The sequence below is a fragment of the Rhizobium sp. SEMIA 4085 genome, assembly GCF_013004495.1.
Classification (GTDB): domain Bacteria; phylum Pseudomonadota; class Alphaproteobacteria; order Rhizobiales; family Rhizobiaceae; genus Rhizobium; species Rhizobium gallicum.
In genome coordinates this window covers 1-8,729 of record NZ_JABEPH010000261.1, presented here as the reverse complement: position 1 = coordinate 8,729, position 8,729 = coordinate 1, and the positions used below count along the sequence as shown (strand labels likewise).

Genomic DNA, 8,729 nt, shown 5'->3' with positions numbered 1-8,729 from the left:
GCTGTGACAGGGGCGCCAATCTCCCAACGAACGACTGGTCAACTCTCATGATCATCCTCCATGTTTCGATTGGTTAAGGCGTTGTCCACGGCAGCCAGCAAGACCTCGGCATCGAAGGGCTTGCGGAAAAACCCGCTGATGCCGCGGGCGCGATCCTGATCCGCAATCTCGTGGCGGCCGGTGATCAGGAACACCGGCAGCTCCGGCCGCACCTTCTTCACCCAATCACGAAGTTCAAAGCCGTCCATGCCTGGCATGCCGATGTCGGTGATGAGCAAGTCCACGCCCGACAGCCCGCTGATGAGTAGCGACCCCGCGGACGAGAAGCTGTGGGCAGCATAGCCCGCGGACTCCAGAAGGTCCTCCAGCGACTCGAGCAGTCTTGGATCGTCATCAACAATCGCCACGACAGGTCTTCGCTTGCTCACGCTCCACTCCCCCCTGCTCGGCGCGAGTGGGTGATCGGTATTTCCAATCGCTCCGCGATACGTACGAGATCAGCGAGCGACGCCGCTGCCATTTTGTGCATCACATTCCTTCTATGGATTTCCAGCGTGACCTCGCTGATCCCCAGCTCCGCGGCGGCCTGCTTGTTGAGAAGTCCACTCACCACGAGCGGCAGCACCTCGCGTTCGCGCCGCGTCAGGTCTAAATAGCGTTGCCTCAGCACGCCGACGTCGGCGCGTTCCGATCTCTTTTCCCGATCCTGGGCGATCGCCGCATCGATTGCGGCCATGAGGTCCGAATCACTGAAGGGCTTGGTTAGAAAATCCACGGCGCCGTGCTTGATCGCGCGCACCGAGGACGGGATGTCACCATGCCCTGTTATGAAAACGATCGGCGGATGTTCGCCCGCGGCGATCTGCCTCTGCAGATCGAGGCCGTTGATATCCGGCAATTCAACGTCGAGGATGAGGCAGGAAGGGACGTCCGGCTTGTCCGCGCTGACATAATCGCCGGCCGATCCGAATGCGATGGCGCGCATGCCGTGGGAGGCAAGCAGCTCGCTGAGCGCCTCTCGCATGCGTTCATCGTCATCCACGATGAAGACGATTTGATCGTCCGTCGCCATCACTCTGCTCCCACTTCATCGGGTAAAGTGAAGACGAAGGTCGCTCCATGCGGTTGGTTCTTCTCCGCCCACAGCCGTCCGCCGTGAGACTCGACAATCGAACGACAGATCGCGAGCCCCATGCCCATCCCGTGCGCTTTCGTCGTAAAGAACGGCTCGAATATCTTGTCAGGAGATTCGACGCCCCGACCGAGATCACTGATCTCGGTCTCGACCGCGTGCCCCCTCCGCCGCGCGCGAATCCGAAGAACTCTGTCAGTCGTAATGGTATCCATGGCCTCCATGCCGTTGCGAATAAGATTGACGAGAACCTGCTGGATCTGGACCCGATCGAGCGCGACAGGCGGAAGGTTGCTTTCGACATCAACGTCCATACGGACGCGCCGCCGCGCCGCCTCCTCAGCGGTTAGGTCACGCGCATCCGCGATGACGCTGCCCAGTGCCGTGGCATGCCTCCTTTCGACCGACTGCTTGAATAAGGCGCGGATGCGGCTCACGACGTCGGCGGCGGCATTTGCGTCACGAATGATGCGCTCCACCGTCTTTTGCGCGCGCTCGAGATTTGGCGGTTCAGCCGTGAGCCAGCGCTGGCAGGCGTGCGAGTTCGCTACGACGGCCGCTAACGGCTGGTTTACCTCGTGTGCTATAGAAGCCGAAAGCTCAGCAAGGCTCGCCGCCTGACTCGCACGCGCAAGGCTCTCTTGCGCCAGACGCAGCTCTTCTTGCGCGCGAATCTCACCGTCGATGTCCAGGCAGATGACGTTCCACTGCACGATGGCGCCTTCGGCGTTGCGCATCGCCGCGGCACGAGTATCGACCCAGCGATATTCGCCATCGAAGCGCCGCAGACGGTGCTTCCGGGCATACGGCTCGCCGGTGGACAATGAATGGGCATATCTCTCTTTGACCCCTGCCACGTCGTCGGGATGAACACCGGCATCGAGTGTGCCGGCCAAGCGAGACTTCCCGGTTCCGTCCAATTCTTCAAGCTCATACCCGAGGAATTCGCGGAGCTGTCGACTGCGATATAACGGCTCGCCGTCGGGCGCAGCGCAATCGATCATTACCGGTAGCGTTTCAACGAGCTCCCACAGCGAGCGCTCTCTCTCGTGCAGCGCCTCCTGAGAAGTCACAAAATCGTGGATATCGACGTTGGCGCCGTACCACCGGATGATTCGGCCGCTCTCATCGCGGAGCGGATCCGCACGCCCCTCTGTCCAGCGGTATGAACCATCCCATCGGCGGTTGCGAAATTTCAACTCGAATGCTTCACCCGTGCTGAAGGAGTGGGTTAGGGCGCGCTCCAAAGGGATCCTGTCGTCAGGATGAACGATGGCCTGAATTGCTCCGGCGAGTCCTTGCTCGGCATCAAAATCCTCCAGTTTCAGGCCGATATAATCCATCATGGTCTTGTTGATGTATGCGGGCTCGCCCCCGGGCGTTACGCACCAAATCTGTACTGGCACTGTGTCAATGAGTTGCTGAAGCTGCCGCTCGCTGCGTCGCAGAGCCTCCTCGACGCGCAGCTGATCGTCGATGTCATGGGAGAGGCCGTACCATTGGAGGATGCGCCCGCTCTCATCGAGCAGCGGCTCCGCGCTGCCTTCCACCCAGCGGTAGACGCCATCCGCACGCCGCAGGCGATAAGTCTTGGAGAAGCGCTCTCCGGTTACGAAAGAATGGTTGAGCGCTTCCCTAAGGCTGGCCGCATCATCGGGATGGACGGCGGCTTCTATGATGGCTGCCAGCCGGCTCATGCCCGGTTTGTCCAAATCCCCTACATCCAGACCGAAAAAGTCAATCAAGCGCTTGTTGAAGAAGGTTGGCTCGCCCTCCGGACTTAACCGCCAGAGCAGGCTCGGAACCATATCCACGAGCTGCGAGAGCTCCCGCTCCCGGTCGCGGAGCGCTTCCTGTGCGCGCATCTCATCGTCGATTTCGATGGAAATTACATACCATTGCGCAATCGCTCCGTGTTGATCCCGCAGCGGTTCTCCGCGGCCATCAACCCAGCGATATGCGCCGTCCGCACGGCGCATGCGATATTTCATGGAGAAGGACTCGCCGGTAACGAAGGAGTGGCGGGCCGTCTGTAGCAGGCTAACTGCATCATCGGGATGGACGAGGCCCTGTATGATTGCAGCCAGCCGGCTCATGCCAGGCTTGTCCAAATCCCCTACATCCAGACCGAAAAAGTCAATCAAACGCTTGTTGAAGAAGGTCGGCTCGCCTGCGGGCGTCAGACGCCTGATCTGGACTGGAACCATGTTCACGAGCTGCGATAACTCCCGCTCCCGGTCGCGCAACTCCTCCACGCTTTGGCGCAGTGTGAGCACCGCCAGCTGATGCTGCCGGGATATGGCGGCCACGATGAGCGCCGAAAATGCCGAGACGGCCAGAAAAAGCTGCAGCATGACCTGCTTATGCTTCTGGGACTCAGGATCGCCGGCAAATTGACTGGCGCCGGATATCGTGAATACCGCCGTGATCATAGCGAGGAGAGTTAAGCTGACCGCGGCGCCTTTGAACTCAAAGCGCACTGCGGCCCAAAGAAGAGGCGGCATGATGATGTAGGCGAAGGGCAGGTAACCGCTCAAGGAAAGCGCAGCGACACCAAGAAAGATCAGCCCCAGGACACAAGCTTCCATCCATTGCGCCGCCGAGAGCTGGGCCTTGCCGCGCCAGTTCTGCAATACGACCAGCGCCAGTGGTGCCACGATCAAGACACCGGTTGCGTCTCCGATCCACCAAAGAGGCCAGGCAGTTGTGAAGGATTGCGATTGTATGCCAAACCACTCAAGTGTCGCGCTTCCCACCGTAGCGCTTATGACTGGCGCAATTCCAGCGCCCAGTACCACGAATGCGAGAACTTCCTGCAAGGTTTCCAGCCGCACCGGCCGCCCGCAGATCCGCATCACCAGCCATGCGCCGGCCGCCGCTTCAAGAGCGTTGCCGGCGTAGATCAGGACAGCGGCAGGCAACGGACTATGGAACCACAGGAAATTGCTAAACAGTTCCGCCAGTAGGCCCCCCAGCACCCACCACGGCCAGCTGTGCCTGGAAGCAAGGATAAGCGTAGCCATTAAAAGCCCGCCCGGAGGCCAAATGGAAATACCTGTTCCGGGTACGATTGCGAGCGACTGAGCGAAACCGCAGCCCAGAACATAGGCTGCGACAAAAAATCCCAGATGCAAAAATTTGGGGCGGTGCGACCAGACGCATATCATTGGCTTCTCCTGCCGGACAAAAACCCGAGGGCTATCAGCGCGCTTCCTATAGCACTTGTTCTCCAATATCTGGCCTGGCGAATCATACGCCCACCCTAATCCGGTCACGGCCCAACCGCACCTCATGGAAATCCATGAGATGAAGTGGATATCTGCGGATCTGATCGGCGGATTCACACCAAGAATGCGTAACACAGCCGACGACATGGTGAACACGACGGCAATTTACATCGATACACCCGAGGCCTTGCATGAGCTCCCACGACAGCAAGTCGAGCTGCGGTAAAAGGCCAAGCCGCAACAGCGAACGACCACCGAATCTGGCGACCGAGCAGAGCGTCACGAATGAACTAGTATTCTTACCAGCAAGGCGGATGCCGAGAAAATCGCCCGCAAATATCTTGAGCGCGTCCGCATTCTCGACCAGACTGAAGAGTACCCGGCCAGCGTTCGGGCGGGCAGCAGCACGCGTAGCCATTGCGCGCGCTCTGCATGGAGCCCAAAGCCAACGTGTTCGATGAGCCGACCAGCGCACTTAATCTGGAAATGGTCAAGGAAGTCCTCGACACGATGATCGGTCTGGCCAGGGACGGCATGACGATGATCTGCTTTGCCCTGCACGAGCGCGAAGGCGTACTTTAGGGCCTCGACTATCGCTATGAACTCCTCGACCTTGCAAAGCGGGGCCTTCCGGCTACCGCCCTGGCTTTGAGCTTCGCGATCAGGTGAAAAAGCTGCGTCCGGAATTGCCGGTATTCCTGATTACTGGCCGTCACGAAATCGCAGATCAGGGCCGCGCCGAGGGCACCAGCGGTTTCTTCCGCAAGTCCTTCGATGCCCCTGGCCTGCTCATCGCCATAAGCGAAGCTTACAAAAATTGAGATGGAGGTTAACATGAGAATCAATCAGTCGGTTGGAGAATCAGCTCCCCTGGCACGACAGGACAAGAAAAATGCAGCCGAACCGGTTGTCATTATCGTCGACGACGATGCAGCTGTGCGGGAAGCTCTGTCGGAGTTGATCCTCTCGGCTGGCTTTCAGCCCGCCAGTTTCGCCTCGAGCCAGGAAGTGCTCAACGCCGTCGATGTATTGGATAGCCCGGGCTGCCTGATCCTGGACGTGCATATGCCAGAAGCAAGCGGGCTCCACCTGCAGCACCATCTGGCGGAAAGCGGCATTGCCAAACCCATCATTTTCCTAACCGGTCATGGCGATATCCCGATGACGGTTCAAGCGATGAAGGCGGGCGCTGTGGATTTCCTCACCAAGCCGGTGTCAGACCGGACGCTGCTCGATGCAGTGAGAGCCGGTATCGCGTCGGATGGAGCCTGGCGCGCGGAAGCTGTCGTCGTGAAGCGCAATCTTGAACGTTTAGGGGCGCTGACGCACCGCGAACGCGAGGTTCTACGCGAGGTGGCGACGCGCGGACGCCTCAACAAACAGATCGCATTCGACCTCGGCATCAGCGAAGTCACGGTCAAGCTGCACCGAGCCAATGCCATGCGCAAGATGGAGGTCCGATCCATCGGTGATCTGATCAGGGCATGGGAGACTTTACCTCCGACGATACGCGAGACCGCGGGCCTGGATTCTGACCAAGCCCAACATCAGGTGCTCAGATGGCCGCGAGGTCTTTTGCCTCGCGGGCGATGAAATCGCAGACCAATTTTACGCGCAACGGGACGGTGCGGCCAAAGGCGTGCAGCGCACTAAAGGGAGCGCTGGGGAACGCAAGCCCCGCCGCGAGTGTAACAAGCGAGCCGCCTTCCAGGTCGTTCGCGACCAGACATCGCAGAAGATAGGCCGCTCCCAGCCCACTGAGCGCAGCCTGAATGAGTGCTGCCCCTGAGTCGCAATCGACGCGCCCGAAGGGAATGAAGCTCGTCCCGTCCGGCAGACGCAGAGGCTGCGTGATGCCACCCAGTGCATAGCGGGCGAAGGGCAGAGCCGCCAGCGCTTCGGCAGTTGCAGGATTGCCCCAGGTCTTCAGAAACGTCGGAGACCCGACGATCGTCATTGGAAGGTCGGCCAGATGACGAACCATGAGGTCCCCCGGCGCGGAATTTCCGACGCGCAGCGCAACGTCGTAGTCCTCCCTGATCAGATCAACGAGCCGATCCGTAAGTCCGACTTCGAGATGCAGGTTCGGATAGTCGGCTGCAAAGATTCCGAAGAGGCGCGGCAGCAGTAGAGGGGCCATTTCATTAGGCATGCTTATGCGCAAGCGACCCGAAGGCGCAACGTCGGATCTTATCGCCTCTTCACTTGCATCCAGGTCCCGCAACAGCGGCGCAACGCGGTCGAAGAAGACCTGCCCGTCCTGAGTAAGCATCAAGGCGCGCGTGGAGCGCAGGAACAGCCGGGCGCCGATCTTCTTTTCCAGCCGCGCCACGCTTTTCGACACCGCTGACGGTGTCGTCCCCAGGTCGCGGGCCGCGGCGCTGAACGATCCGACCTCTACCGTCCGCACAAAAGCCATCAATCCGGGAATCTCGTTGAGTAGGTTCGGCATTTGCACCTCCGCGGCACAGATCATGTGCCCGCCCATGATCTAACGATGCTGGATGGCAGCGTTTATCTAATTTCTCGTTGAAAGGAGATAAACAATGCAACACCTCAAAGACAAGGTCGGTGTCATCACGGGCGGTAATAGCGGGATCGGCAAGGCGACTGCTCGGCTGTTCGCAGAAGAAGGAGCGCAGGTCATCATTACCGGACGGCGGCAGGATGCTGTCGATCGCGCCGTCCAGGAAATCGGTCCGTCGGCCATCGGCTTCGTAGGCGATGCCGCCGACCTCGAGGATCATCGCAGGCTGGCAGACACCGTGAAGAGCCGCTTCGGCGGGCTCGACATCTATATGGCCAATGCGGGGGTCATCAATCTCACCTCCTCCGCCGAGGTGAATCCGGAAGACTATGACCGGCACTTCGCCATCAATACGCGCGGCGTTTTCTTCGGCGTGCAAACGATCGCCCCTCTGATCCGCGACGGTGGAAGTATCATCGTTACGAGCTCGCTTGCGGCCACGAAGGTCCTCCCGGATCATACTGTCTACGCCGGTTCGAAGGCAGCAACAGCCGCCTTTGCGAAAAACTGGGCGATCGAATTCAAGTCGCGGCGGATCCGCGTCAACATCCTGAGCCCGGGTCCGGTCGAGACCGAAATCCTCGCCAAGTTGGGCGTATCGGAGACCGAACGGCCGGCATTCGAAGATTACATGGCTTCCCTGATCCCCGCAGGCCGTCTCGGTCGGCCGGAAGAGTTGGCGCGCGCCGCACTCTTCCTCGCCTCCGATGCAGGAAGCTTTGTCAACGGGATCGAGCTTCATGTCGATGGCGGCATGACCGTGGCTTAAAAGGATGGAAATGACGTGCCCCCGATAAATTAGGCCATTCGGACCCGGAATTCTCCTCTTCTTCCCCCCGGGGATCATAAGTGGAAAATTCCAGCTCCAGCTGGCCCAAAATCGGGGAGCGCCTCATGGGATAGCTGCCGTTAGTCGCGAAGCGCTCAGTACGGCCGCTTTGACCCCGTCATTACCGTACCTGCGCGCCAGGCACGGCATGCCGGATCGCGGCCACGGCCTCAGCACCCTTTTGAGGATTGCGCCCGGCGATGTCTTAACTTGCGATCTCCGAGCACCCCGAACCCGTTACTTGAGCTTCTGATTGCCGAGAACCGCATCGGCCTTTTTCGCAGCGCTGCCAAAACATGGCATCCTAATTCTGCACTCCCCATCACTCTGGAAGCGGAATGTGCTCATCCCGGTCGTCGACCGGAAGATCGAAGCGCCCCTCGCCCCAGTTCTGTGCCCGCCATTCAGCTTTGGCTTCCTCGATACGCTCCCTGGATGAGGCGACGAAGTTCCACCAGATGTAGCGTGGGCCGGAAAGTGTCGCCCCGCCTAAGGTCATCAGCCGCGCGCCTTTTTCCCCGGCTGCGACCGTGATCCTGTCGCCAGGACGAAACACCATCATCTGGGGTGCTTCGAATTCCCTGCCAGCGATCGAAATCGAGCCTTCGACAATGTAGATGCCCCGGTCCTCATGATTGTCCGGCATCGGCAGGCGAGCGCCTGCTTCAAGCTTAACATCAGCATAGAATGTTTCGGAAAACATGGTCGCGGGAGCGAACTTGCCATAGGCGTTCCCGAGAATGAGCCTCACCGACACACCATGGTCCTCGATCGTCGGCAGCGTCTCCTTGCCGTGGTGTTCGAACATCGGCGCCATGTCTTCGTGGCTTTCCGGTAAAGCCAGCCAGGTCTGGATCCCGAACAAGCCGTTCGGCCCCGTCCGCGCCGCTGCGGATGTCCGCTCGGAATGAGAAACACCTCGCCCTGCGACCATCCAGTTCAACTCACCGGGACGGATGATCTGGTCAGCCCCTGTGCTGTCACGGTGGTGAAAGTCACCACGATACAGATAGG

7 protein-coding genes and 3 pseudogenes are annotated in these 8,729 nt (G+C 59.8%); 5 read left to right on the top strand and 5 right to left on the bottom strand.

Features of this window, described 5'->3' with window-relative positions; translation table 11 throughout:
* Positions 1–38: 38 nt before the first annotated feature.
* The 3 genes from C9413_RS22485 to C9413_RS22475 are packed head-to-tail and all read right to left on the bottom strand — an operon-like array spanning position 39 to position 4,299.
* Entirely contained in the window at positions 39–428 is a 390-nt protein-coding gene (locus C9413_RS22485; protein ID WP_039845921.1) for a response regulator, read from the bottom strand.
* Positions 425–1,072, bottom strand: a complete 648-nt coding sequence (locus C9413_RS22480; RefSeq protein ID WP_039845922.1) for a response regulator — start codon at positions 1,070–1,072, stop codon at positions 425–427. The genes C9413_RS22485 and C9413_RS22480 overlap by 4 nt, the downstream gene beginning before the upstream one ends.
* Positions 1,072–4,299 (bottom strand): MASE1 domain-containing protein, encoded by a 3,228-nt coding sequence (locus C9413_RS22475; protein ID WP_039845923.1) that lies wholly within the window; start codon positions 4,297–4,299, stop codon positions 1,072–1,074. Before C9413_RS22475 ends, C9413_RS22480 begins: the two co-directional genes overlap by 1 nt.
* Positions 4,300–4,663: 364 nt before the next feature.
* Between C9413_RS22475 and glnQ the strand changes: the two are divergent.
* From glnQ to C9413_RS22455, 4 genes and pseudogenes are all read left to right on the top strand, one after another.
* Positions 4,664–4,908, top strand: a pseudogene (gene glnQ / locus C9413_RS22470) (glutamine ABC transporter ATP-binding protein GlnQ); the annotation flags it as partial.
* 3 nt (positions 4,909–4,911) lie between these two features.
* Positions 4,912–5,004 (top strand): annotated as a pseudogene (locus C9413_RS22465) (shikimate dehydrogenase); the annotation flags it as partial.
* Positions 5,004–5,180: pseudogene (locus C9413_RS22460) on the top strand (response regulator); the annotation flags it as partial. The pseudogenes C9413_RS22465 and C9413_RS22460, both read left to right, overlap by 1 nt.
* 13 nt (positions 5,181–5,193) lie before the next feature.
* Positions 5,194–5,952 carry a response regulator transcription factor gene (locus C9413_RS22455; protein WP_082046570.1) on the top strand — a complete coding sequence of 253 codons (759 nt, stop codon included), beginning with the start codon at positions 5,194–5,196 and terminating at the stop codon, positions 5,950–5,952.
* On the opposite strand, the gene C9413_RS22450 is transcribed toward C9413_RS22455, so the two are convergent.
* A complete protein-coding gene (locus tag C9413_RS22450; protein WP_052451600.1) occupies positions 5,915–6,847 on the bottom strand; it encodes a LysR family transcriptional regulator in 933 nt (310 codons plus the stop codon). The genes C9413_RS22455 and C9413_RS22450 overlap by 38 nt on opposite strands.
* 58 nt (positions 6,848–6,905) lie before the next feature.
* Here C9413_RS22450 and C9413_RS22445 point away from each other — a divergent pair, with 58 nt between their 5' ends.
* Positions 6,906–7,655, top strand: a complete 750-nt coding sequence (locus C9413_RS22445) for a glucose 1-dehydrogenase (protein WP_039845925.1) — start codon at positions 6,906–6,908, stop codon at positions 7,653–7,655.
* Positions 7,656–8,037: 382 nt separating this feature from the next.
* Here C9413_RS22445 and C9413_RS22440 read toward each other — a convergent pair.
* The coding region (locus C9413_RS22440) for a pirin-like C-terminal cupin domain-containing protein (protein WP_170250933.1) at positions 8,038–8,729 on the bottom strand (692 nt) is incomplete at its 5' end.

Coding starts and splice junctions, on each gene's coding strand:
- C9413_RS22445 (WP_039845925.1), top strand. CDS start 6,906: ATGCAACACCTCAAAGACAAGGTCGGTGTCATCACGGGCGGTAATAGC.
- C9413_RS22475 (WP_039845923.1), bottom strand. CDS start 4,299: ATGATATGCGTCTGGTCGCACCGCCCCAAATTTTTGCATCTGGGATTT.
- C9413_RS22455 (WP_082046570.1), top strand. CDS start 5,194: ATGAGAATCAATCAGTCGGTTGGAGAATCAGCTCCCCTGGCACGACAG.
- C9413_RS22450 (WP_052451600.1), bottom strand. CDS start 6,847: ATGGGCGGGCACATGATCTGTGCCGCGGAGGTGCAAATGCCGAACCTA.
- C9413_RS22480 (WP_039845922.1), bottom strand. CDS start 1,072: ATGGCGACGGACGATCAAATCGTCTTCATCGTGGATGACGATGAACGC.